At 69.7% G+C, this 22,374-nt stretch carries 25 protein-coding genes; 6 read left to right on the top strand and 19 right to left on the bottom strand.

Annotation, left to right across the window (positions count from 1 at the left end; translation table 11 throughout):
- Nucleotides 1–40 precede the first annotated feature (40 nt).
- Complete coding sequence (locus tag WC971_05250; GenBank protein MFA5844221.1) at nucleotides 41–709, top strand: Maf family protein; 669 nt, start codon at nucleotides 41–43, stop codon at nucleotides 707–709.
- On the opposite strand, the gene WC971_05245 is transcribed toward WC971_05250, so the two are convergent.
- The 6 genes from WC971_05245 to WC971_05220 form a co-directional block, all read right to left on the bottom strand.
- The gene (locus tag WC971_05245; GenBank protein ID MFA5844220.1) at nucleotides 690–1,337 is read right to left on the bottom strand and encodes a class I SAM-dependent methyltransferase; all 648 of its coding nucleotides are present in this window, start codon (nucleotides 1,335–1,337) and stop codon (nucleotides 690–692) included. The two genes, WC971_05250 and WC971_05245, sit on opposite strands and share 20 nt — an antisense overlap.
- 101 nt (nucleotides 1,338–1,438) lie before the next feature.
- On the bottom strand, nucleotides 1,439–2,359 hold the full coding sequence (locus WC971_05240; GenBank protein MFA5844219.1) for an amidohydrolase family protein: 921 nt from the start codon (nucleotides 2,357–2,359) through the stop codon (nucleotides 1,439–1,441).
- A gap of 7 nt (nucleotides 2,360–2,366) precedes the next feature.
- Nucleotides 2,367–2,792, bottom strand: coding sequence for a PspC domain-containing protein (locus WC971_05235; GenBank protein ID MFA5844218.1), 426 nt, complete (start codon nucleotides 2,790–2,792; stop codon nucleotides 2,367–2,369).
- Between the two features lie 11 nt (nucleotides 2,793–2,803).
- The gene (locus WC971_05230; GenBank protein ID MFA5844217.1) at nucleotides 2,804–3,751 is read right to left on the bottom strand and encodes a DUF5668 domain-containing protein; all 948 of its coding nucleotides are present in this window, start codon (nucleotides 3,749–3,751) and stop codon (nucleotides 2,804–2,806) included.
- A 6-nt stretch (nucleotides 3,752–3,757) separates the two neighbouring features.
- Nucleotides 3,758–4,195, bottom strand: a complete 438-nt coding sequence (locus tag WC971_05225) for a PspC domain-containing protein (protein ID MFA5844216.1) — start codon at nucleotides 4,193–4,195, stop codon at nucleotides 3,758–3,760.
- Between the two features lie 24 nt (nucleotides 4,196–4,219).
- A complete protein-coding gene (locus WC971_05220; GenBank protein ID MFA5844215.1) occupies nucleotides 4,220–5,518 on the bottom strand; it encodes a hemolysin family protein in 1,299 nt (432 codons plus the stop codon).
- A gap of 149 nt (nucleotides 5,519–5,667) precedes the next feature.
- Between WC971_05220 and WC971_05215 the strand changes: the two genes are divergently transcribed.
- Nucleotides 5,668–7,650 carry a HEAT repeat domain-containing protein gene (locus WC971_05215; protein MFA5844214.1) on the top strand — a complete coding sequence of 661 codons (1,983 nt, stop codon included), beginning with the start codon at nucleotides 5,668–5,670 and terminating at the stop codon, nucleotides 7,648–7,650.
- Nucleotides 7,647–8,960: an HD domain-containing phosphohydrolase gene (locus WC971_05210; protein ID MFA5844213.1), complete on the top strand. Its 1,314-nt coding sequence runs from the start codon at nucleotides 7,647–7,649 to the stop codon at nucleotides 8,958–8,960. The genes WC971_05215 and WC971_05210 overlap by 4 nt, the downstream gene beginning before the upstream one ends.
- Before the next feature lie 19 nt (nucleotides 8,961–8,979).
- Here WC971_05210 and WC971_05205 read toward each other — a convergent pair whose 3' ends face one another.
- Nucleotides 8,980–9,366: a hypothetical protein gene (locus tag WC971_05205; GenBank protein ID MFA5844212.1), complete on the bottom strand. Its 387-nt coding sequence runs from the start codon at nucleotides 9,364–9,366 to the stop codon at nucleotides 8,980–8,982.
- Nucleotides 9,367–9,664: 298 nt separating this feature from the next.
- On the opposite strand from WC971_05205, the gene WC971_05200 reads away from it, so the two are divergent.
- The gene (locus WC971_05200; GenBank protein MFA5844211.1) at nucleotides 9,665–10,087 is read left to right on the top strand and encodes a peptidylprolyl isomerase; all 423 of its coding nucleotides are present in this window, start codon (nucleotides 9,665–9,667) and stop codon (nucleotides 10,085–10,087) included.
- Here WC971_05200 and WC971_05195 read toward each other — a convergent pair.
- The 4 genes from WC971_05195 to WC971_05180 all read right to left on the bottom strand — a co-directional run bounded on the left by WC971_05195 (nucleotide 10,084) and on the right by WC971_05180 (nucleotide 14,333).
- Nucleotides 10,084–10,497, bottom strand: a complete 414-nt coding sequence (locus WC971_05195; GenBank protein ID MFA5844210.1) for a hypothetical protein — start codon at nucleotides 10,495–10,497, stop codon at nucleotides 10,084–10,086. The genes WC971_05200 and WC971_05195 overlap by 4 nt on opposite strands.
- 104 nt (nucleotides 10,498–10,601) lie before the next feature.
- Nucleotides 10,602–11,297 carry an FAD-dependent oxidoreductase gene (locus WC971_05190; GenBank protein ID MFA5844209.1) on the bottom strand — a complete coding sequence of 232 codons (696 nt, stop codon included), beginning with the start codon at nucleotides 11,295–11,297 and terminating at the stop codon, nucleotides 10,602–10,604.
- A 34-nt stretch (nucleotides 11,298–11,331) separates the two neighbouring features.
- The gene (locus WC971_05185; GenBank protein MFA5844208.1) at nucleotides 11,332–13,401 is read right to left on the bottom strand and encodes an EAL domain-containing protein; all 2,070 of its coding nucleotides are present in this window, start codon (nucleotides 13,399–13,401) and stop codon (nucleotides 11,332–11,334) included.
- Nucleotides 13,402–13,556: 155 nt separating this feature from the next.
- Nucleotides 13,557–14,333 (bottom strand): YdcF family protein, encoded by a 777-nt coding sequence (locus tag WC971_05180; GenBank protein ID MFA5844207.1) that lies wholly within the window; start codon nucleotides 14,331–14,333, stop codon nucleotides 13,557–13,559.
- Between the two features lie 114 nt (nucleotides 14,334–14,447).
- Here WC971_05180 and WC971_05175 point away from each other — a divergent pair, with 114 nt between their 5' ends.
- Nucleotides 14,448–15,191, top strand: coding sequence for a hypothetical protein (locus WC971_05175; GenBank protein MFA5844206.1), 744 nt, complete (start codon nucleotides 14,448–14,450; stop codon nucleotides 15,189–15,191).
- 13 nt (nucleotides 15,192–15,204) lie between these two features.
- Here the strand turns inward: WC971_05175 and WC971_05170 are convergent, their stop codons facing one another.
- The 4 genes from WC971_05170 to WC971_05155 all read right to left on the bottom strand — a co-directional run bounded on the left by WC971_05170 (nucleotide 15,205) and on the right by WC971_05155 (nucleotide 17,976).
- A complete protein-coding gene (locus tag WC971_05170) occupies nucleotides 15,205–15,723 on the bottom strand; it encodes a hypothetical protein (GenBank protein ID MFA5844205.1) in 519 nt (172 codons plus the stop codon).
- A gap of 33 nt (nucleotides 15,724–15,756) precedes the next feature.
- Complete coding sequence (locus WC971_05165; protein ID MFA5844204.1) at nucleotides 15,757–16,449, bottom strand: hemolysin III family protein; 693 nt, start codon at nucleotides 16,447–16,449, stop codon at nucleotides 15,757–15,759.
- A gap of 1 nt (nucleotide 16,450) precedes the next feature.
- Nucleotides 16,451–17,113, bottom strand: coding sequence for a hypothetical protein (locus WC971_05160; protein ID MFA5844203.1), 663 nt, complete (start codon nucleotides 17,111–17,113; stop codon nucleotides 16,451–16,453).
- Nucleotides 17,114–17,181: 68 nt separating this feature from the next.
- Complete coding sequence (locus WC971_05155) at nucleotides 17,182–17,976, bottom strand: nitroreductase family protein (GenBank protein MFA5844202.1); 795 nt, start codon at nucleotides 17,974–17,976, stop codon at nucleotides 17,182–17,184.
- A gap of 98 nt (nucleotides 17,977–18,074) precedes the next feature.
- Between WC971_05155 and WC971_05150 the strand changes: the two genes are divergently transcribed.
- Nucleotides 18,075–18,356, top strand: a complete 282-nt coding sequence (locus WC971_05150; GenBank protein MFA5844201.1) for an acylphosphatase — start codon at nucleotides 18,075–18,077, stop codon at nucleotides 18,354–18,356.
- Here WC971_05150 and WC971_05145 read toward each other — a convergent pair.
- From WC971_05145 to WC971_05130, 4 genes are all read right to left on the bottom strand, one after another.
- Complete coding sequence (locus tag WC971_05145) at nucleotides 18,353–19,252, bottom strand: DMT family transporter (GenBank protein MFA5844200.1); 900 nt, start codon at nucleotides 19,250–19,252, stop codon at nucleotides 18,353–18,355. The two genes, WC971_05150 and WC971_05145, sit on opposite strands and share 4 nt — an antisense overlap.
- Before the next feature lie 70 nt (nucleotides 19,253–19,322).
- The gene (locus WC971_05140) at nucleotides 19,323–19,940 is read right to left on the bottom strand and encodes a LysE family transporter (GenBank protein MFA5844199.1); all 618 of its coding nucleotides are present in this window, start codon (nucleotides 19,938–19,940) and stop codon (nucleotides 19,323–19,325) included.
- Nucleotides 19,941–19,953: 13 nt separating this feature from the next.
- On the bottom strand, nucleotides 19,954–21,168 hold the full coding sequence (locus WC971_05135; protein MFA5844198.1) for an ABC transporter permease: 1,215 nt from the start codon (nucleotides 21,166–21,168) through the stop codon (nucleotides 19,954–19,956).
- Complete coding sequence (locus WC971_05130; GenBank protein MFA5844197.1) at nucleotides 21,168–22,373, bottom strand: ABC transporter permease; 1,206 nt, start codon at nucleotides 22,371–22,373, stop codon at nucleotides 21,168–21,170. The genes WC971_05135 and WC971_05130 overlap by 1 nt, the downstream gene beginning before the upstream one ends.
- Nucleotide 22,374 lies beyond the last annotated feature (1 nt).

The following is a 22,374-nucleotide window of genomic DNA, read 5'->3' as shown; positions in this document are numbered from 1 at the left end:
TCGCCCGCACCGCGCGCGTCACGGTGGTATCATTCCCGCCATGGACCGCCCGTCCCACGCCCCGCTGCTGCTGGCCTCCGCTTCACCCCGACGCAGGAGACTGCTCGCCTGGCTCGGCGTCCCCTACGGGGTCACCGCGACGGACACGCCTGAAGATCTCGCGGGCCCGCTCGCGAAGGACCCTCCCGCTCTCGCCGTGTCGCTCGCCGCCGAGAAGGCCCTCGCGGCGCGGCGGTCCGCGGACGACGCGACCGTCGTGGCGTGCGACACGCTCGTCATCCTCGGCACAGAGGTACTCGGGAAGCCGCGCGACCTCGACGACGCGTGCCGGATGCTTCGCGCCCTTTCCGGCCGCGTCCATGAGGTCGTCACCGGAGTGGCCCTCCTCGCGCCGGGCGAAGGCCCGGGGCGCTCCTTCCCGGTCACGACCCGCGTGCGGATGCGAGCGCTGTCGGACGCCGACATCGCCGCGTGGGTCGCCGACGGCGAGCTCATGGGATGCGCCGGCGCCTACAACATCGAGCGGCACCTGGCTTCGGTCGACGACGGCGAGTGCTACCAGAACGTCGCCGGCCTCCCGCTGTGTCACCTGTACGCGGCGCTGCGCGACGAGATCGACGGCCTCACCCCGCCGGTCGCGGCCTGCGACGCCGCGCGCGGGACACGCTGCTCCCTCGGCCCGCGTCTCGCTACGCGCGTCTCGCGGTGACGATGACCGACTCGTGCATCATCGGGTCGAAAGCAGCACCCGCATGATCGCCGAAGAGGGCGACGCCCACGAAGCCCGCCCGCTCGAGCTCGCCGGCGAGGAACGCGCTCCTCAACACGGTGTGGACGGAGCTGCGCGAGGCGAGCGCCCACGTTCCGGAAGGCCCCCGTGTCAGCGTGAGGAAGTCGAACCTGATGCCGTCGTCCAGATGGTCGAGCACGCGTAGGAAGACCTTCGTCCCTTCCGGCGTGTCCCTGACGACCGGCGGAACGCTGCGGACCCGCCCGTCGACGAGGCGATCGTGGTTGAGAAGGTGGAGCACGAGGACCCCGCCGGGGCGCACGGCGGCGGAGAAGTCGGCGAGCGCCTCCCGCAGCCCCTCGACGCCGGACACGTGCGGCAGCGCGTTCCCCGTGCACGTGAGCGCGTCGGTCTCTCCCACGAGATCCGCGACCCCTCCGAACCCGCCTTCGAGGAATGGGACGTCCAGCCCGACCGCGGCCGCGTTCGCCCTGGCGGCGGCGAGCATCCCGGGATCGGGATCGACCCCGACGACTTCGAGCCCCCACGACGCGAAGAGCAGCGCATGGCGGCCCGACCCGCATCCGACATCGACGACTCGTCGCACGCCCGCGGCCGAGAAGACGTCGCGGAAGAACGGCCCCTCACGAGCGAGGCGCTTCTCCCAGTCGACGAACTCGTCGTAGTCGATCGCGGGTCCCGCCCCCTTCAGCCTTCGAGCCGGAAGATGCGCACCGCGTTGCCGCGCGCGATGAGGTCGCGGTCGCCCTCGGAGAGCCCCAACTCCTCGAGGGTGCGCAACTGCTGGAACTTGATCCACTCCCGATACGGTGCGGTGGTCCCCGCGTCGGTGCCGAACAGCACCCTCTCGGGACCGAGAGCGACGAGCGAGCGCTCGAAGACCTGGGCGAGCGTGTAGCCGTGCGGATCGTAATCGATCCAGTTGTTCGTCCCGGACGAGTCGACGCAGACGTTCTTGCACTGGTAGGCGAGCTGGAGGACCTGCGTGAAGAAACCCGCCCCGAAGTGCGCTATCACGAACGTGACGTCGGGGAAGTCGCGGGCGACCGGCGAGAGGTCGAGCGGGTCCGCGTATCGCAGGTCGCCCGTGGGGTCGACCGTCACGCCGTAGTGGACGACGATCGCCGCTCCGAGTTCGGAGGCCTTCTCGAACAAGGGACGGCATGCCTCGTCGGAGAGACGGTACTTGCGGTTCACCGGCAGGAGCTTCACGCCGCGGAAACCGGCCGCCATCTCCAGCTCGAGCATCGCCGGCGCCCTCGGCTCGCGGGGGTCGATGGAGCACAGCGCGTGGACGTGCCCGTTCGCCGCTGTGATGAAGTCCCGCGTGTAGCTCGAATCCGGCACGACCGACATCACGACCGCCCTCGCCACGCCGGCCGCTTCGATGCGCTCGACGTAGAAGCGGGCCATCGCGTCGGGAGCGAGGTCGGGCAGCGCCTCTCCGCGCCTCCCGAAGCGCTTCTCCTTCACCGCCTGCCGGAAGCGCGCGTTCTCCTCGGGGTGCGCGTCGACGTACTCTTGGAGCAGCGGCAACGAGAACAGGTGCGTATGCGCATCGATGACGTCGCCGGGGCGGGTCGGGCCGGCTGGCGCGAGAGGGACCATCGCCGGGTCAGGCCTGCCCAGGCGGCTCGGGGACGACGAACGTCGCGACGATGTACCCGACGACCGCCTCCCCTGGGCCGAAGAGCAGCGCGGCCGCGACCACCGCGAGACGGACCGCCGTCACGTCGACCCCGAGGTACTCGGCGACCCCTCCCAGGACGCCCGAGACCATCCGTTGCGTCCTGCTGCGGTAGAGCCTCGTCCCCTTCGCCGGAGGCGTGAAGCGCGGATCCCTCGCGAACACGATCAGCGCCGCTCCCGCCACGATGAGCGCGAGCGGCCATCCGGCGTCGCGCATGCCGCGCCATGCGGTCGAGAAGAACGCGGGCACGACGACCATGCGCGAGACGAACAGGTAGAGACCGATCGCGATGAGGACGCCTCCTATCAGCGCCGGACCGCGGTCGTCTCGATGAGAGCCCTTCTCGTCCATGACCGCCTCCTTCAGTACCGCTCGATGCGCACGGTGCTTATCCCGTTGCGAAGATCCACGATCCAAACGCGCCCCGCGTCGGCGAAACCGTCGGTCTCCCAGACGCGCCGGCCGCCGGAGTCGGAAAGGCGCGTGAAGCCGTCGCCGACGTCCACGCTGCCGATACCGCTTCGGGACTCGACGCGCACCGCGACGTCGCGCGGAACCCTGAACGTGAACGAAGAGACCCCCGTGTCGATGCGGGCCGTGCCCACTTCGCGCTTCGAACTCCAAGGCTGACCGGGCGCGCCGAGGGTGAGCGTGCCCTTCGACACTCCCATCCGCACGTCCACGGCGCTCAGGCGCACGTCGGAGAGGTCTGCGCGCACGTCACTCACCCCGGCGTCGAGCCGCAGGTCCCATAGCACCTGCCGGTCGAGCGAGATCGTCGTCTCCGCGTCGCCGAAGTCGCCCGTCACATCACCGCTGCCCGGAGCCACCTCGGCATCGACATCGGCGCCATCCTTCTCCACGGCGAAGACGAACGGACCGAACGGCGTCCGCCCTTCGGCGGAGAGCAGGTCCGAGCCTCCCCTCAACGTGACCTTGCCCACGCCTCCACGCACGCGCAGCGTGCCGCGCTCGACAGCGGCGTCGTGCGGTTCGGAGAACGAGAAGTCCTTCGCCTCTCCGCGCTCCGCGAACGGCGAGGCGATCACCCATGGGCCGAATTCGCCGGGCGTCATGACGAGCGCCCCGAACGCGAGCCCGCCGATCACGAGCAAGCTCGACAGCGCCCTCAACCACGTGTTGTCGAGACTGCGCCCGATGATGTCGATGCCCGCAGCGATTAAAAGCAGCGGCCAGAGAGAGAGGATCGACGCCCAGACCGACCAAGGGAGGTAGCCGAGCGAGTTCCCCAGCAGGATCGAGCCGGCCGCGATGACGGTCAGCCCTTCGAACGCACGCTTCACGTCCATGTCGGTTCAGCCCCTCCGTCCGCCGAAGATCATCGCGGCGCCGACCGCCACGATGATGAGTGGCCAGAGCCTGCCGAGATCGAGCCCCGGCGCGAACCGGACGACGAGCAGCACGGCGCCGACCGCGACGAGGACGAGGCCGAACGTCGCTCCTCCGCGTCCGCTGCCGCTGCGTGCCGGGGCGACCGGCGCGGGTGCGGGACTCGACGCCGCCTGCTGCGGAGTCGTCGCCTCCGGGGACTGCGCGACGCCGTCGAGGGGCGTCTCCGGCACGACGAGCGCCATGATCACGTAGGCGAGGATGGCTCCGCCGTGCGTGATCACCGCCAGCGCGACGGCGATGAGCCTCACCAGCGCGGGGTCGAGCCCCGCGTACTCCGCGATCCCGCCGCAGACTCCCGCGATCGTGCGGTCATCGCGGCTCCTGTAGAGCGTCTTGCCCATGGGCTCCTCCTCGTCCACCCGGCGTCAGGCGCCGGACTCCCTGCTGACCTTGAGGCGCGCGATGCGCCGGCGGCGGACCGCCTCCACCCGGACCTCGAAACCCTCCATCCACACCGTCTCACCAGGGACCGGGATGTGGCCGAGCTCCATCAGCACCCAACCGGCCACGGTCTCGTACTCGTCGGACTCCGGCACCGGCCACCCGAACGTCTCCCGCGCCTCCTCGACGCTCAACCGCGCGTCCACCGCCCATACGCCGTCGGAGGTCTGTGTGACGTATCGGCGCTCCTTGTCGAACTCGTCCGCTATCTCGCCGATGACCTCCTCGACGATGTCCTCGATCGTGACGAGCCCCGCCGTGCCCCCGTACTCGTCGACGACGACCACGAGGTGCGTGCGCGTCAGCTGCATCTCCGAGAGGAGCGCCAGCACCGGCTTCGTCTCCGGCACGAAGATCGGCCCGCGCATGTGCTCCGTGATCGGCTCGCCTAGACGGCCGGACGCCGCGAGACCGACGAGGTCCTTCAGCAGCGCGACGCCGACGATGGTGTCGGGGTCCTCCTGGAAGACCGGAAGGCGCGAATATCCCGATCGTGTGAAGACACCCAGCGCTTCCCCGAGAGTGACCGTGTCCTCGAGGAGCACCATGTCCACCCGGGGGACCATGACCTCGCGCGCGACGGTGTCCCCCAGCTCGAACACCTCGTGGATCATCCGCTTCTCTTCGTCGAGCAGCGTCCCCTGCTCCGTCACGAGGAGCTTGATCTCCTCCTCGGTGACGCCGGGGCGACCCGCTCCCGGCGGCAGACCGAAGAGCCGCCCGACAAGGTCGGTCGAGACGGTCAGCAGCCAGGTCAGCGGCGCCGCGACCACCGCCAGCACCGCGATCGGCCTCGCCACCCTCACGGCGACGGCGTTCGCCCGCTGTAGGCCCAAACGCTTCGGGGTCAGCTCGCCCAGCACGAGCGTCAGGTACGAGACCGCGACGGTGACCAGCACCACCGACAGCCCACCGGCGACCCGCGCGAGCCCGGGGGATCCGAGCGAACGGAGCCACCCTGCGACGCCTTGCGAGAGACTGACGGCGGCCGTCGCGGAAGCGAGGAAGCCGACGAAGGTGATGCCGACCTGGACGGCGGCGAGCAGCCGCGAGGGATCCTCCGTCAGCCGCAGCGCGACCCTCGCGCCCTCCGACCCGGCGTCGGCGACGGCCTTCAAGCTCGCGCGCCGGGCGCTGATGAGGGCGATCTCGGCGGCGGCGAAGTAGCCGTTCAACACGACGAGTGCAACGATCAGCAACATCTCGCCCAGGTAGCTGCCCATGGACGATACATTACCAGGAGTCACCGGCCGCAAACAGCGCGGGCAAGCAGGTCCTGGTGGATGATGGACGCGGCCGAGGCGTTGCCGGAGAATCTACCCGGCGGCACGGAGCGTCGGCTCGGCGCAGGCTCGTCGCGAGGATGGTGAGGATGCCGGACAACCAGGGAGAACAGTGCGTGGACGCGATGGTTCGCGCCATGGCCTCCGCGGCGCGCAGCCTCCGCCTCTATCCACCGTCGAGCCCCATCCCGCGCGAATCGCTCGTGCAGGCGACAGACGCCATCGCCGAGTGCCTCTCTGGAAGGCCGGTCCTGTCTCTGGCCGTGACCCGGTCCGGCTTCTCGGCCGCCGGCCTGCCGGTGGCCGTCTCCCCGGCCGTGGGAGACCTCGCTCAGACGCTTCGCGGCCACGGCGTCGCGGAACTCGACGTCCTTCCCGGGTGCTCGACCGACGAGCTCCTCTCGTTCCTTCAGGCGGTCCTCGCCGAACCAGAGGCGGTCCTCGCCGACGGCGGGCTCTCGGCAGCCCTACTGGCACGTGGCGTCGAGCGGGTGCGCGTGATGGAGGTGGCCCTGACCGTCGTCGAGGCAGGTTTCGCTGAGATCGGCGACGACATGGCCGACGACTTCCTCGCCGAGTTGGCCGCGGATCCCGGGCGACTCGCGACCTGGCTGAGCACGGCGGCACGTGGAGATCAGGCGACTCTCGCCGACGGCCTTCTCGAGCTGGCCGACGCTTCGGGCGCGGAAGGACGCTCGCGCCTTCTCGCCTCTCTCGCCGAAGCTTTCGGCGGCCTCGACCCCGAAGGTCGCGACGCGATACTCGGGTTGGGCATCGACGAGACCGCCGCGCGACCACTGGTCGGCGAGTTCCTCGCCCGCCTCGGGACGGACCAGGTGGCCGGAGCCGTCACCGGTGGCCTCTACGGCAAGAACATGCTCTCGCTCTCGAACGCGCTGACGTGCCTCCCGCTCGGTGGACGTCTCGACGCGGTCCTCTCCGAGGTCAGGTCTCTGCTCCCCACGGCGGGCCACACTCCGAAGGAGGTCGACTTCCTCGGGCACATGCTCGCGGTGCGCTCTTCGAACGCCGCGGAGCAGCCGCTGCTCGAGGCCGAACACGGCTACCTGAAGGTCGCGGAGGTCGCGTCGGTCGACGAGGACGCCGCGGCACGGGCATGCGAAGAGGTCGCCGCCGACGTCGGCCGCACCGAGGCCCGCGCGGTGGCCACGATGCTCTCCCTCCTCGACCAGCAGAGCGATTTCGCTCTCTACCGCAAGAGCGTGGAGAGCCTCGCCGGGATGGTCCGCGTGCTCGTCCGCAAGCGCGAACTCGAGCTCGCGGACCGAGTGATCGCCGAGCTCGCGGCGCGCGAAGGACGCGCGGTGCAGCCGTGGCCCGAACTTACCGCGGTCCTCACGGCCGCCATAGAGCATTCTCTCGCCGAGGCCACGATGACCGCGCTCCTGGAGGCGGTCGACGAGGACGCCGGCCTCGTGCCTGTCGCGCAGCAGATCCTCCGTCGCGGCGGCGAGGTCGCCCAGACTGCGCTCACCGCCGCCGCCCTCGCGCTCCCGGGTCGCGACGGCCTCGAGCTCGCCGAGCCGTTGCTCGGGCGGCGTCTCGTGGACACGCTTCCCGCCCTCGCCGCGAACGCCCAGTGGTTCCAGGTCGCTCCCATCGCGAGACGTCTCGCGTGTGCGAGCGATCCGCGCGCGAGCGCCGCGCTCGACTGTCTGCTGAAGCGAGGCGACGATCAGTCGCGACGCGAGGCCGCCAAGGGACTCGCCGCCTCGGGAAGCCCGTCGGCGCTCCCGCGCCTCTCCTCGCTCATGCGGGACCCGAGCATGGAGGTCGCGATCGCGGCAGCCCGCCTGACCGCTCACAGCGGTATCCCGGGGTCCGGCGCGGCCATCGCCGCCCGCCTCGGTGAGATCGACGTCGACGGCAAGGACTTCCGGTTCGCGCGCGAGCTGATCGGCTGCCTCGCGCGAGTGCCCGAGGCGGCCGCGACCGACGCGTTGCGCGCGCTCGTGCAGCGGCGCGCGCTGATCAAGCGTGGGGACTTCGCCCAGGTACAGGAACTCGCGCGACAGGCGCTCGAGATCCAGGCGAAGGGGGGCGAGCGATGAGCGACATCGCACTTGCAGCCGTCGCCGCGATCGCCGGGGCGCGAAAGGCGCTCCAGCTCTACCCTCCGACCCACCCGCGTCACCGGGAAGCGCTCGAAGCGCTCGTGGGGGCGATACGCGCTTGCGCGGCATCGGGCCCGTTCTCGCTCAACATCCATGAAGGCGGTCTGTACGCGGGCAGCCACATCCTCGCCGACGACGCACCGGGCGTGTGCGCACTCGCGGAGGCGTTCGAGGCGCGCCGTCTCGTGTCCCTCACGTTCCAGCCGGGGTTCACGGAGACGGACGCGGTCGCGGTCGCGGAGGTGCTGTCGCTCAGGCCCGACCTCGAGCCCGACCTCGACGCGGCCCTTCTCGCGCGGGGGGCGACGAACGTCGCAGTGACCGAGCTCGCCGATCCCGACGACGACCGCGAGGACCGCGACCGGAAACGGAGGGAGGACCGCGCGCTCTACCACCAACTCGTCGGCGTCATGCGCCGGGTCTCCGCCCGCATCCAGCAGGGCGGGGAGCCCGATATCGTGCAGGCCGGCGGCATGGTCGAATCCATCCTCGGCCGGCTGATGGAAGACGAGGCCGCGGTGCTGGGCATGGCGACCCTTCGCGCCTCGAGCGAGCAGAGTCTCTTCCATTCCATCAACGTCATGATCTACGCACTCACCCTAGGCGCGCAGCTCGGCCTTCCGCAGGAGGGCCTCGAATCGCTCGGGCTGTCGGCGCTCCTCCACGATATCGGGAAGGCTATGTACGACGTCTCCGATCCCGAGCAGGCGGAGGCTGCGCGCGCGATGCACCCCGTCGTCGGCGCCGAGATCCTCGCGCGGATGCCCGGAGACGACCGCGCTCCGATGCTGGTCGCGTACGAGCACCACATGGGCGTGGACGGCAGCGGATTCCCCGAGAGGGACGACCTCTACGTCCCGCACCCGTTCAGCCGGATGGTGGCCATCGCGGACCGCTACGAGATGCTGACGAAACCGGATGCGTCCGGCAACAGCCGCACTCCCGACAAGGCCGTCGTCCGGCTTCTTCAGGAGTCAAAAGCGCTCGATCCTGTCTTCACGCGACTATTCGTGCGTGCGCTCGGCGTCTTCCCGATCGGTTGCATGGTCCGACTCTCGGACCTGTCGGTCGGCGTGGTGTGCCGCAAGGGCACGGACCTTCTCACGCCCGTGGTAAGGATCGTCTATGGCCCGGACGGACTGCAGGCGGCGGAACCGGTCGACGTCGACCTCGCCGAGTCCGAACTCACGATCGTCGAGGTCGTCGAACCCGAGAGCCTCGACGCGGCGGTCGCGGACCACCTGTGATCCCGCGTGTGCGGCCCTGCTACTGGCCGGGATGCGGATTGATCTTGTGCAGGACGAGCGCGATGAGCGCGAGCCGGCGGCCACGCTCCTGGCACGCCTCGACGAACTTCCCGATGGCATCGCGCATCTCGGCGCTCGGCTTGTAGCGGACCAGACCGCCCGCGTTCTGCAGTATCCTGCCGGCGCACAACGAATCTATCTCGGGTTCCAGCTCGTCCACGCGGCGACCGAGCCTCGACGCCAGACCCTCCACATCCAGGACCGCGTCGGGGTTGCGGTGGAAGAACACGAGGATATCCCACGTCAGAAGTGATCTGACGTGGTGGTCGACGAACTGCATGACCGAAGGTCCCAGAACGCCCTCGAGGTCGTACACGTCGCTCCCGTCCTCGCTCGGTGTCCCCACGCCATCCCTCCTCGGCACGCCTCAAGAGCGAGACGGCACCTTGTCCGGCGGATGATGGACACCGTTGTTATCGGCCGGTGGAGCCTCTAAAGTTTACCCAATTCCTTGGAGTCCGTGAGGGTATGGAGTCCAGCGGGCGTGAACTGAGTCTGAACGGTATGCCGATGCGACGACCGGGCCGACCATCGGTAGCACGAACTGTGTCCTGCGTCACAATCGGCGACGACCGGCCGACGGCCACCCGGCCCGGAGGATGCTAGAGTGGACACGTCCGCTCCCGTTGACGACCGGAGGAGCCATGCCCAGCAACGGACAGACCGTCCGCGTCCACTACCGCGGGACACTCGATGACGGCTCCGAGTTCGACTCGAGTGCCGGACGTGACCCGCTCCAGTTCACTCTCGGCTCGGGGCAGATCATCCCGGGCTTCGAACATGCCGTCTCGGGACTCGCCATCGGCGACACCACTTCGGTACGCCTCTCTCCGGAAGACGCGTACGGGGAGCGCGTCGAAGAAGCGGTGCAGATAGCCCCTCTCGAAGCGTTCGCCGGTGACCCTTACGTGGGTGCCGTCGTGCGCCTCGTCGCCGAGGACGGTCAGGAACTCGCGGCCACGATAACGGCCGTCGGCGACGAGAGCGTCACGCTCGACTTCAACCATCCGCTCGCGGGCCAGACGCTGACGTTCGAGATAGAGCTTGTGGAGGTCGTCGAGACCTAGTCCGTCGACCTCGCGGTCGCGGACGCGCAGATGTCCTGCATGCGCGCGGCGAGCAGGAAGAGCACGCCCGAGACGACCAGAGGGACGGTCAACTCTCCGAGCGTCGTCCACCAGACTCCGGCTTCCCAGCCGGCGACCAGACCCCACGCCAGCGAAGCGACGGCGCCCGCCAGGAGCGCGATCCCCGCCACCCGCTCGAAGAACCAGCCGACGACGAGGGCGCCGACGGTGATCCCGAGCGGGAGAACAGCCGTGCCCATCGCACCGAGAGCGTTCGTTCCGCGGAACACCATCTGAGAGCTGAACGCCGCGATGATCCAGAACACACCTCCGAGCGCCACGAAGACCCGAGCAAAGAACCTCTCGTAGTTCATGCGCTCGTAGTGACACACGCGCGCCGCGATCTGCATCTGGGCCACTCCCTTTCCTGGACCGCGGGGATCCCGCGGTCCCTCTCATACCCCAGCGGGTATCATGCTCACAAGTGTATGTACCCTCTTCCGGGCCATCCGCGTCAGTATCCCGCGAAGAACTCGAAGGCCGCCCGGTCCGGGGGAACGCGGAGGTCGTCGAGGACGGTACGCATCGCCGCGACCATCGCCGGCGGTCCGCTGACAGCCCACCAGAGCCGACTCGGGTCGTTCACGTGGCGGCGCACCATCTCGGCCGTGATGAATCCCGTCTCCCCGGCCCAACCCGGGGACGGTGCCGCGAGCACGTGGACCACGCGAACGCCGGCGCCTCCTGTTTCGTAGGCATCGAGCTCGTTGCGGAACGCCACGCTGGACGCGTCCCGGCTCCCGTAGAAGAGCGTCGCGGACAGACCCGTGCCGCGCTGCGCCGCATCGCGCAGGATGCTGCGTGCGGGAGTGATCCCGATCCCGCCAAGGAGGAAGCCGGTCTCGAGTTCGCCGGGGGGGACGACCAGTCGACCCGCCGCGTCCGACACGGCCACGGCCCCGCCCTCGGGCAACGCCTGGAGCGCGGTCTTGTAGGCCGAGCCCGAGAGGCGGGTCGTGAACTCTAGGTATGCGTCCCCAGGCGCACAGGAGATCGTGAAGCGCTCGACATCCCGACCGTCTCGCACAGCCTCGAGTCGAACGTCGAAGTACTGCCCGGGCTCGTAGGCGTACCCCTTCGGCCGTTCGAACCGGAAGGAGGCTACGCCCTCGACGAGGTCGACCCTCTCCAGGAACCGCGATGTCCTCACCGGCTTCGGCACTCCTTCCGTTCGGGGACACACGCTAGGCCCGCAGCAGGTATCCCGGGAGTCCGGCGTCGAGCAGCGCGGCGAAGTCGTCCGGCGGCATCGGTCTTCCCAGCAGGAACCCCTGGACCTGGTCGCAGCGGAGCGCGCGGAGGAAGTCGAGCTGCTCGACGGTCTCGACCCCTTCGGCGACCACCGACGCCTTGAAGCCGTGGGAGAGACCGACTATCGCGGCGACCATCATGGCGCTGTCCGCGTCCGTCGCCACGTCGGTGACGAACGAACGGTCGACCTTGATCGAGTCGAACGGATAGCGCCTGAGATACGACAGCGACGAGTATCCGGTCCCGAAGTCGTCCATAGAGAACCTGACCCCGTAGGCGGAGACATCGTTCATGATCGCGAGCGACGATTCGGGATCATGCATCACGGCGCTCTCCGTGACCTCCAGCTCGAGATGGCGTGGTTCGAGACCGCTGTCGGCCAGAGCGCTCGCGACGACTGCGGAGAGTCGTTCCGGGACGAACTGCAGTGCGGAGAGGTTCACCGCGACCGAGACGTCCGGCGAATGGTCGTCGAGCCACGAACGGCATCTCACGCAAGCCGCGGCAAGGACTGCCTCCCCGAGATCCACGATCAACCCGGTCTCCTCCGCGACGGGGATGAAGTCCACCGGGGAGACGACCCCGCGCTCGGGGTGGACCCAGCGCGCGAGCGCTTCGGCGCCGACGATACGCATGCCGCGCAGGGACACTATCGGCTGGAAGTACGGCACTATCTCGCCACGAGAGAGCCCTCGGCGCAGCTCGGCCTCGACCTGTCGCCTCTGCGCCGCATCCGCCTGCATCCCTGGGACGAACAGGACCGCGCCGCCCGGGCCTTCCTCCTGCGCCCGGCGCATCGCGGTCTCCGCGTCGCGGATGACATCCTCGGGTCCCGTATCGGGATCGGAACATACCAGGACGCCGACGCTCGCCCGGGCGAAGACCTCTTCGCCCCCGATGCGGACCGGCTCGCCGAACGAGGCGAGCAGTCCTCGCGCTCGCGCGAGCGGCTCCGACACCGCATCGGGCTCTTCCATGAGGAGGGCGAAGTCGTCGCCCCCGAAACGGGCGACGGTCGCCCCACTCCCGGCGTCTTCGGCGATCCGGCGCGCCACCTCCCGCAGCACCGCATCGCCGTTCGCGTGGCCCAGTCCTTGGTTGACCGCCGTGAAGCGGTAGATGTCGATGTAGAAGACCGCGAACTGGAGCCGCGGGTCCCTGCGCAGGCGTGCGAGCATGAAGGAGAGCCGGTCGGTGAACAGCGCCCTGTTCGCGAGGCCCGTCAGCGGATCGTAGAGCGCGTGCGCCACGAACTGTTCCTCGAACCGCTTGCGGTCGCCGATATCGGTCTGGGAGCCCGCGAGGCGCACGGCGACGCCGTCGCCGTCGCGCACGGCCTCGCCCCGCAGCAGCACCCAGCGATACGTGCCGTCGCGGGCGAGCATGCGGCATTCGCGCTCGACGTGGGGCGTGAGCCCCTTGAGATGCAGGTCGATCTCGAGATCGACGTCGGGCCGGTCATCGGGGTGGACGAGCCCGAGCCATCCCTCGGGGTCGCCCGAGAGATCGTCCTCGTCGAGACCGACCATCGCCGCGAGTCGCGGGGAGACTCTCAGCCGCTGCGCCGGCAGGTCGATCTCCCACATGCCGTCGTTCGCTCCCAGGGTGAGCGCCCTGTATCTCTCCTCCCAACCGCGCGCCCGCGCCTCCGCATCGCGCTGCGCGGTCGCGTCGCGTCCGTGGCACAGGATGCGCTCGACGCCTCCCCGGGTCGCGCGCCGGACGGCGAACTCGACGTGCGCGACGCCACCGGGGCGCCCGCATCGGAAAACACGCGTGCGCGACGTGGCGCCCGCGGCGCGCAACCACGTGCACAGGGCCGCGGACTCCTCCGGCGCAACGAGGTCCGCTGCCGACGAGCCGACGATCGTCCCGGTCCCGTCCGGGAACAACGCCGATGCGTCCGGGGTCGCTTCAAGCACCCGCAGGGTGAGCGGATCGCACACCCACGCGGGCAGAGGGTCCTCTTCGAAGAGGAGCATCGGTTCGTCTTCCTCGGTCATCCGCGTCTCCTCGGGTGTAGCCTCCACGGTTCTAGATACCCTCCGCGGCGCCGGTCCACTGCTCTCGGACATCGAGTGCGGGTGCCGCGCGTGAGGTACACACCTCGAGACGACCACCGGAGGGACCGGGAATGAGACGAAGACCCGCGCGAGCCCTAGACGCCCCGCGCGACGCGGTACCAGGCGAGCCCGATCCACTCGTGCAGCGCCGCTACGGTCAGACGCAGCCGATCCGCCGAGGGAAGGAGCGAGCCGATTCCCGTCCAGCCGCCGCCGGAGTAGTCGGTCGGCGCCGGGACGACGGTCACGCCCACGGACCGGAAGGAACGGACCGCCCTGGGCATGTGGACCGCGGACGTGACGAGCGCCGGGCGCCGGAATCCTTCCCAGACCAGGATCTTCGAGACGCCGTTCGCATTCCCGAGGGTGTCCTCGGAGCCTTCTTCGATGAAGACATCGGACCTGTCCACGCCGAACGAGGCGAGCAGGTCGGCCATGTGCCTCGCTTCGCTGCGCTGCTGGGAACGGAGCGGGTCGCCTCCCGACACGACGAGCGGCGCGCCGGTGCGTTCGTGCAGCTCGAAGGCGTAGACGAGCCGCGCGAGCGAGACCGGCGAGAGCGTCTCACCTCCGACGGCCTCCTTGGCTGAACCACGCACCCCGGAACCGAGCACGACGATCGCGTCCGGCACTCCGCCTGCGGGAGCGCCCGCCACGGGATACGGCCGGTACGCACGCTCGAGAGGCCCGGACAGGAGCGTCTGGAAGGGACCGATCGAAGCGGCCCACAGGATGAGGAGCGCGGCCCACAAGGGCGCACGCACGCGGCGCGGAGCATGCCGCGCTCCCACCACCGCGAAGACGAGCAGCGCCACGACGACCCCGGGCGGGACGAGAAGCGACTCGACGAGGCGCTTGAGAACCGTAGCCACGATCGTTTCCCAGCCCCTTCCCGCCTCCCGGATGTTGCGACGTTATCACAGCCGGCGCTTCACAGGACGACGTGCCGGGGCGAGAATCGGAGTGGACCGATCGAGGGAGGATCCATGCGCGCCAAGGACCGGCCCGTCACGCTCGCCGCATCACTCGCCGCTCTCACCCTCGTCCTGTACGCCGGGATGTGGCTCGGCTTCCCTCACCGCCACACGGACACCGTCTTCTACTCGCTGCTCGATCTCGCGTTCATCCCTGTGAGCGTGCTCATCGTAGGCCTCATCATCAACCGCCTGCTCGCGATGCGCGAGAAGCGCTCGATGCTCCACAAGCTCAACATGGTGATCGGAGCGTTCTTCGCCGAGGTGGGGACCGATGCGATCGGTCGCATCACGACGTTCGACACCGATCCCGCTGCGCTGAGGTCGCTGCTCAGGTTCTCGCCGGAGTGGACGCCCGCCGACTTCGCGCGTGCCCGTGCCGCGGTAGCGTCGAGGGAGCATCGGATAGACTCGCGCGCAGCGGATCTCGCGGACCTCCGCGACCTTCTGGTGTCTCGGCGCTCGTTCCTTCTCGGACTCCTCGAGAACCCGAACCTGCTCGAGCACGAGTCCTTCACGGAGTTGCTGTGGGCGCTCTTCCACTTGAGCGAGGAACTCGCGGCGCGCTCCGACCTGTCGTCGACGTCCGAGGCCGACCACGCTCATCTGACCGTCGACATGCGGCGAGCCTACTCCGCCCTGCTCGGTGAGTGGGTCTCGTATCTCGGGCACCTCCAGCAGAACTACCCGTTCCTCTACTCGTTCGCCGTACGGACGAACCCGTTCGACCCGGACGCGGCCGCGGAAGTCGGCTGAACTCCCCACGCCTTTAGGAGCCCGACTCCTCCGTACGTTCGCCGTCCGCCGGTCGCTCCCGGTCCCGCACGGACCCGACGATGATGGCGACACCCACGATCACGATGGCGAGAGGCCATGCTTTCGCCAGCGCCTCCTCGGCGCCGGCGAAGTCGTCGGCGACACCCGCGAAGACGAGGACCCCTCCCGGGACGAGCGGCCACCACGGCGTCGAGCGGCGCCTGACGAGGTCGATGGCCCAGATGGCGATGAAGCCGACTCCGAGCGTGAGAGGAACGGGGTCCGAGAGCCCGATGCCGAGATCCTCGAGTAGCACGCCCGCTCCGATGCCCAGCAGGACGCACGCCGGGATGAGGAGACCGTACTGACCGCGCATCACGTACACGGTCATGAACGCCGCGCCGATCGCGAGCAGGACAGCGGAATCGGCGGCGTCGGGCGCCCACTGCAGGGCGAACAGCACGAGTCCCGCCACTACCAGGACGATCCCGGGCATCGCGCCCTTCGACGGTCCCTTCACTTCCGGGGCCATCGGCCCCCCCTTCGTCGCGACGTCGCGGTGGAGTCAGCGGGGCAAGACGTAGAAGAGGACGGCGACCACGTGACACGCGCTGCCGGCGAGCACCCAAAGATGCCAGACCGCGTGCATGTAGGGCACGCGCTTCATCACATAGAATACCGTCCCGAGCGTGTATGCGAGCCCCCCCGCGACGAGCCATGCCACCCCGGCCCGAGGCAGTGTCGCGACGAGAGGACGAATCGCGACGACGACAAGCCATCCCATCCCGAGGTATACGAGCGCGGACACCCACTTCGGACGCCACACCCAGAAGCCCTCCAGCAGCACCCCGACGAGAGCGAGCCCCCACACCGTCCCGAACAGCGACCAGCCCCATACGCCGCGCAGCGTCACGAGGGTGAACGGCGTGTACGTACCGGCGATGAGCATGTAGATGCTCGCGTGATCGATGACCTTGAGCACGTGCTTGGCCCGCTCGTGGGTGACGCTGTGGTAGAGCGTGGACGCCGTGTACAGGAGCACCAGAGTCGAACCGTACACGGCCACGCTGATCACGTGAGTCGTTGTGCCGCGGGCGAACGCGAACGCCACGAGGAGCACGAGCGCCGTGATGGCGGCCGCGACGCCGACGCCGTGCGTTACGCTTGCGGCTATCTCCTCGCCGAGGGTGTATCCCGAAGCGCCCGACCGCCGGGAACGCCCTGTGTCGGGTGCGGTCGGGTCGTTCCCTGCGATCATCCTAGAGCCCCAGCTCCGAGAGCTCGGTCAGCAGGAGCGCCCCGCCGTGCCATGCCTGCGGGGTGATCACCGCCAGCCATGCGATGCGTAAGACCTTCGCTAGCATCCTCGGCTTCGTGACCCCGCGGAGCACCGAGATGGCGACAGCGAGCGTCACGCCGAGCCCGGCGCCGAGAAGGACGACGTTCCCGACGAGTCCGAAACGGTCGGCGACGGGGTGCAGGACGACGATCCCCACCCACACGCAGACGAGATGGACCATCGTCGTCAGGAAGCGGCGCGAATGCACGACCGCGGCGCCGAACGCGACACCGAAGACGGCGAGACATCCGAACAGCGCCAAGAACATCCAGCCGTGCATGCCCGTGAGGACGACCATCGCGAACGGGGCGTAAGTTCCGATGACGAGCAAGAGGAGGCAGAACCGGTCGACGAAGACGGCCGCTCCCGCGTAGCGGGGCTGCCGCACGAGAACGCAGACGCGGGAAAGGCGGTACAAAAGCCCCCAGATGCCGACGAAGATGACCGCGCTGAGCAGGTACCACGGATCGGCGAATGCCCCGGCGGAGGTGAGCAGCAAGACGACTCCGGTCGCGCACAAGAACCTTCCGCGCGGGGAGACGAGTCCGTCGGATATGCGCCGCGCCATCGTACGCCGGCTCACCGGTCGTCCCCCTTCCGAGCGCCGATCCTTCTCCTAGGTCGATGATACCATAGTGACACGAATCACAATCACCCCGGTTCCGCCCACCTGGCCAGCGTCCCATCTACGCCCGGCCCCCACGCCCCCTCGGAGCCGGCCGCGTGCGCCGCGATCTCGAAGTGGAGCATGGCGATCCCGCAATCGAGCCGCTTCGAGGACCCCGGGGTGTCGGGTCCGGCGTGCTTCAGCAGGACGTCGCCCCCCACGAGCGAGAATCTCCACGGCTGACGGTTGAGCGCTGACGGCGCGACCCGTGCCGCCTCGACGCCGGCGATCGCCCACCGGGGCCAGTCCTCCCGGCCCGGAGCGATGATGTCGAGAGGGCGCCGGCGCTTCTCTTTCCCGGCACCGAAGAGCAGCCGCTCCGTGGCGGCGGGCGGCGCGAGCGGCGTCCCGACGGGCGAGACCGCGAAGACACGCTCGTCCTCGGCGAGGTCAGCGAGTCCCGCCGCGCGCCTGCGGTCGAAAGCGCCGCCCACCCAGCACGTCCCGGCACCGAGGGCCGTCGCCTCGAGCACGGCGCCCTCACCAGTGTAGCCGATGCGCTCCGGCGTCTTCGGGCCAGGCACGCCGATGAAGAGCAGCGCCGACGGCGCGCCCGTCACGCGACCGTAGGAGCCGACGAGGCCCGCGACGAGACCCGTGAAGATGTCGGCTGGGGCATCGCTCAATAGGACCGTGCGGACCTCCGGGAAAGGTCTGAAGGATCGACAGACTTCGTCGAGGGCGTCGAGAAGATCGCCGGCGACGGACACGCCGTCGAAAGCGCGCCGGGACCGCCGAACGGATATGGCATCGGCCCATCGTCCGACAGGCACCTCCACGTCTCCCCCTCTCCCGGCGTGGCCGCATCCCCGCCTGATGTGCGATTCTACTCCCGTCCGGCGGACCTCGGGCGGGAGCCCGGCTCGAAGGGCGGGTCATGGATCAAGCGGTGTCGCGGGCGCGCGTGATCGTCTCGGGTCTCGTGCAGGGCGTGTACTTCCGCGCGTCGACCGTCGACGCGGCGCGGCGCCTGGGCCTCGCCGGATGGGTGCGCAACCTCCCGGGCGGTAGCGTCGAGGCGGTCTTCGAGGGACCCGTTGGCTCGGTCGAAGCCGCCATCGAGTGGACGCGCACCGGGCCTCGGGGGGCGAGAGTCTCGAGCGTCGAGGTCACGCGGGAGACCCCGCTGGGGGAGACGGGCTTCTCCGTACGCCGCTAGGGCCTGCGCGTGACGGCTTTCCCTCTCGTGCCGACGACGACGACCCCGGCCAGCGCGATCGCCCCGCCGGCGATCGTCAGCCACGCGGGGACCTCTCGCAGCCACACCCACGCGATGAACGCCGCCAGCACGGGCTGCGCGTAAAGGAAACTCGCGGTCTTGGTGGCGGGCATGCGCGCCAGGCCGTACGACCACAGAGCGTACGAGACGGCCCCGGGGAAGACGCCGAGGTAGACGATCGTAGCGATCGCCCAGGAGGGCGCGGAGCTCACCTGGGCGGCGAGCCCGGGCAGGAAGAAGAGCATCGGCACGGTCCCGAACCAGACCGCGTACGACGTGAACTCCAGCGCGCCATACACCCTCAGCGGCCCCTTCGACAGCACGAAGTAGAACGCCGTGCCGATCGCCGCCATCAGCACGAAGAGCGCGCCTCGCTCGACGGAGAACCCGCCGCCCTCACCGAGAGCGATGAGCGTCACCCCGGAGAAGGCTAGCAGCACGCCTCCCCATCCCCAGGCGTTCAACCGCTCACCGAGGAAGACGATGGAGAGCAGAGCGGTGAAGATCGGTCCCGACGCGATGATCAGCGCCGCCGCACCCGCCGTCACGGTCGACTCGCCGAACGTGAACCCCAGGTGGTAGATGGTGATGCCGCAGAGCGCCGCGAGCGCGATGCGCGGGACGTCACGCAGCGCGGGGAGCCGCATGCGCCGCGCTAGGGCGAGGACCGCGAACGCGGCGGAGGCGACGAGGAAGCGAAGGAGCGCCATCTGGCCGGGGCCGAAGATCGGGTGCCGCGAGTCGACGAGGGCCCGCACTCCGGGGAACGCCGATGCCCAGACGACGAGCGCGACGATGACGGCCACCAGTGTACGTGCGTCGGGCCGGTCTTCCATGGTCGTCGGGCCCCTTCGGGACGGCAGGCGTTCCTTGCGATGATGACAGAAGCGGCGGTGTTCGGCGGTGTCAGCTAGCGAACAAGCTCGCGAGAGCGACGACGCCGAACACCGCGATGACGGAGCCCGAGATGCGGTCGAGCGCGACCATCGCGCGATCGTCCATGCGCCCCCGGACGACGGAGACCGCCGTGGTGAGTAGAAGCCACCAGACCGCCGAGCCCACGAAGACACCGACCGTGAGCGCGGCCGCGGCGCCGGGACCACCGGGATGCGCCGCGAGCCCGAGCCCCGCGAAGACAGCGCCGAACGCGAGGATCGTCGAGGGGTTCGCGAGCGTCAGTCCGAAGGTCGACGCCCACGCCCCCGCGAGTCCGGCCGGTTCGGTCCGGAAGGCGCCTGCTCTCGGGCGGGAGAAGAAGGTCCGCACGCCGAGCCACACCAGGAAGAGGCCCCCGGCGCCGCGCAGCGGCGCCTCGAGACCGAGAAGGAGTCCGGAGATCGCCGTCAGCCCGAATCCGGCGATCGCGCCGTAGCACGCGTCGGCACTCGCCGCCCCGAGGCCGCTCGCAAGCCCGCGCGGCAGACCTCCCTCGAGCGTGCGCCTGATGCACAGTACGCCGATGGCGCCTACCGGGGCCGCGATGACGAAGCCCACCGCTAGACCTTTCAGGAACCAGTCTGTCACGTCTCGTCGCCCATCATTCGAAGCGGAGTGCCCGCACGCCCGCTACGAAAGAGACCGCGGCGAAACCGAGCAGCACCAGGGCGGGCGTCCAAGCCTGTCCCAGGCCCTGGTTGCGCACGACGATATCGGTGAGTCCGCGCATCGCCCAGCCCGTGGGGGTGAACCAAGCGATGGAGCGCATCGTCGGAGAGACGATGTCGATCGGCCAGTAGCATCCGCCGAGCATCGCCAGGACGACGGCAAGCACCGAGCCGAGGGAGGATATCTGGCTGCGCGTGCGCACGATCGATGAGAGCAGCAGGCCCAGTCCGGTCGCCGCCAGCGCGTAGACCCCGACGATCACCGCGACGCCCAACGGGTCGTTGCCCCACGGGACGCGGAAGACGAACGCGCCCACCGAGATCATTATCAGCGCCTGCGCGAGGCACGTCGTGTAGACGCCGAGGAGTTTCCCCGCGAGCAGCACGGTCTTGGGCGTCGGGGTCGTCAGCAGGCGGGCCAACGTGCCGTTCTCCCGCTCCTCCAGGATGCCGCCCGCTCCGTTGAACGCGATGAAGAGCACGAACATGACCGTGAACCCGAGCGAGAACTGGGAGAAGCCCATCGGGACGGTGCGGTCCCCGCGGACGGCCGAGGCGCGGACCTCGCGAGAGTCGACCGTGACGGGCGGCCGCGGCTCCCATGCGGCATCGGCGTTCTTGTACAGGTCGTCGAAGGACGGTATCGGGCCGTGCGGCCGGGCGCCCGGCGCCGCCGCGAGGTCCTCGAGGGTCCGCAGTGCGATGTCGGCGGTCCGCGCGTCGGCCGCGATCCTCCCGGCCACGCCTTCGATCACCTGCCCGACCGCGATCGCCGCGGTGTCGCGCGGGTCTTTCACCAGCTCTATCTCTGCTCGCTGCCCCAGCCGGACGGCGTTCCCGAACCCCGACGGCAGGATGACCGCGGCGGCGGCGTCACCCCTGCCCACGAGGGCCCGTGCGCGCGCGGGCGTCGCCTCGACGACGCGGAACGACGACTCCTCGCGCACGAGGCGCGCCGCGAGCATGGAGGCCTCCGACCCGTCGGCGTCGGCCAGCGCGACGCTCACCCGCGACTCGCCCGAACCGCCGAGCATGAGCCCGAAGAAGAGCGTGAGCAGCAACGGCAGCGCGATCATGCCGAAGAGCTGGGAGCGGTCCTTGAAGACCTGCGCGACGTCGAGCCGCACGAGGGCGAACACCTTCCGCATCACGAGGTCTCCAACCGCCAGACACCGATCGCGAAGAACAAGGCGCCGAGACCGAGGAGCGCCAACGCCTTCGGCCATACCTCGGCCACGCCCGCCCCGCGCATGACCGCGAGGATGCCGTCGAGCGCCCACCCGTTCACCGTCAGGTAGTGGACGGGCCTCAGCCACTCGGGCAACGCAGAGACGGGGAAGAAGCTGCCGCCCGCGGCCGCCTGGACCTGGATGACGAGCGGGGCGATCGCGCCCACTCCGCGCACCGACTTCGCGAGCGTCGACAGCATGAGGGCCATGCCCGTGACCGCCACGATGGTACTGAAGCCGATGAGCCCCAGCGCGAGGACGTCCGGTCCCCACGCCACCCCGAGCAGTCTCGTGAAGCCGTAGAGCGTGAGCGCCTGGACGACACCTACGACGAAGACGCCCAGCGTCTTCCCGGCCAGAGCCTGGACTCGCGAGACGGGACCGGCGAGCAAGCGAGCGAGGGTGCCCCCCGTTCGCTCTTCCACCAGGGAGAACGCGCCGAACATCGAGCCGAAGAGCAGGAACATCACCGACATCCCGCCCGCATAGTAATCGAGCGTGGTCATCTTGTGCTGGAGCCGGGCCTTCGCCTCGGCGACTCGCACCCTCGCGAGCCCGTCGGCGCGCCCCAACTCGTCCGCGGCCGAGCGGGCCGCCGCCATCGCCACCCTCGGATCGCGAGAGAGCCCGGAGCGTCCGACGGCCTCTCCCGTGACCTGGGCGGCCACGGCGACCGCCGACACCCGCGTCGCCAGCGACTCGGCCACCGCGCGCACGATGCCCGCCGCGACCTCGCGCCCGGGGTCGGCCCACACGCGCAAGCTGACGCCGGATCCCGCCGTCAGGTCATCGGAGAACCGCTCGGGGATGACGAGGGCCGCCGCGAGGTCGCCGCGCTCGACGGCGCGTCTCGCGGCCGCCTCGGTGACGAACCGGTGCGCCTCGAAGACGTCCTCGAGCTCCGTGCTCTCGAAAGCTTCGGCGATGCGCGTCCCCGCTTCTCCACGGTCGAGCGCGACGACCGCGATAGGCACGCGGCCGGCGCCGCCCTTGCCGATGCCGCCCAGCGCGGAACCCAGGATGAAGATCAGCACCATCGGCATACCGAGGAGGATCCCGAGCGCGGGCTTGTCGCGCACCGTCACGCGGACGTCCTTCAGCCCTATGGCGAGGATGCGCATCATG

The sequence above is a fragment of the Coriobacteriia bacterium genome, assembly GCA_041658765.1.
GTDB lineage: Bacteria > Actinomycetota > Coriobacteriia > Anaerosomatales > JBAZZO01 > JBAZZO01.
This window is presented reverse-complemented; position numbering and strand designations above follow the sequence as displayed.